This window comes from Methanocalculus natronophilus, from assembly GCF_038751955.1.
GTDB lineage: Archaea > Halobacteriota > Methanomicrobia > Methanomicrobiales > Methanocorpusculaceae > Methanocalculus > Methanocalculus natronophilus.
Window position 1 is genome coordinate 1 of the sequence record NZ_JBCEXH010000038.1, and the last position, 249, is coordinate 249.

The 249-nt window shown below is 35.7% G+C and carries 1 pseudogene; it reads right to left on the minus strand.

The annotated features are described in order from the left end of the window. A pseudogene (locus ABCO64_RS10245) lies at positions 1-249 on the minus strand (hypothetical protein); the annotation flags it as partial.

Genomic DNA, 249 nt, shown 5'->3' on the forward strand with positions numbered 1-249 from the left:
GGCGCGAGCACTGAGACTGTTTGCATATCATCACACATCGTCATACAACGTCTACACATCACACATTTATTAGGATCTTTTATGATTGCACCAGAGGATACATCGATTGGGTGGTCTGACATTTTTCCTTGATAATGAATTTCTGAAATATTCATATCATCGGCTAAGGTTTGAAGTTCACAATCCTTATTCTTAATACATGTTAAACAATCATTAGGGTGATCTGATAAAAGAAGTTCTAAACTTGTT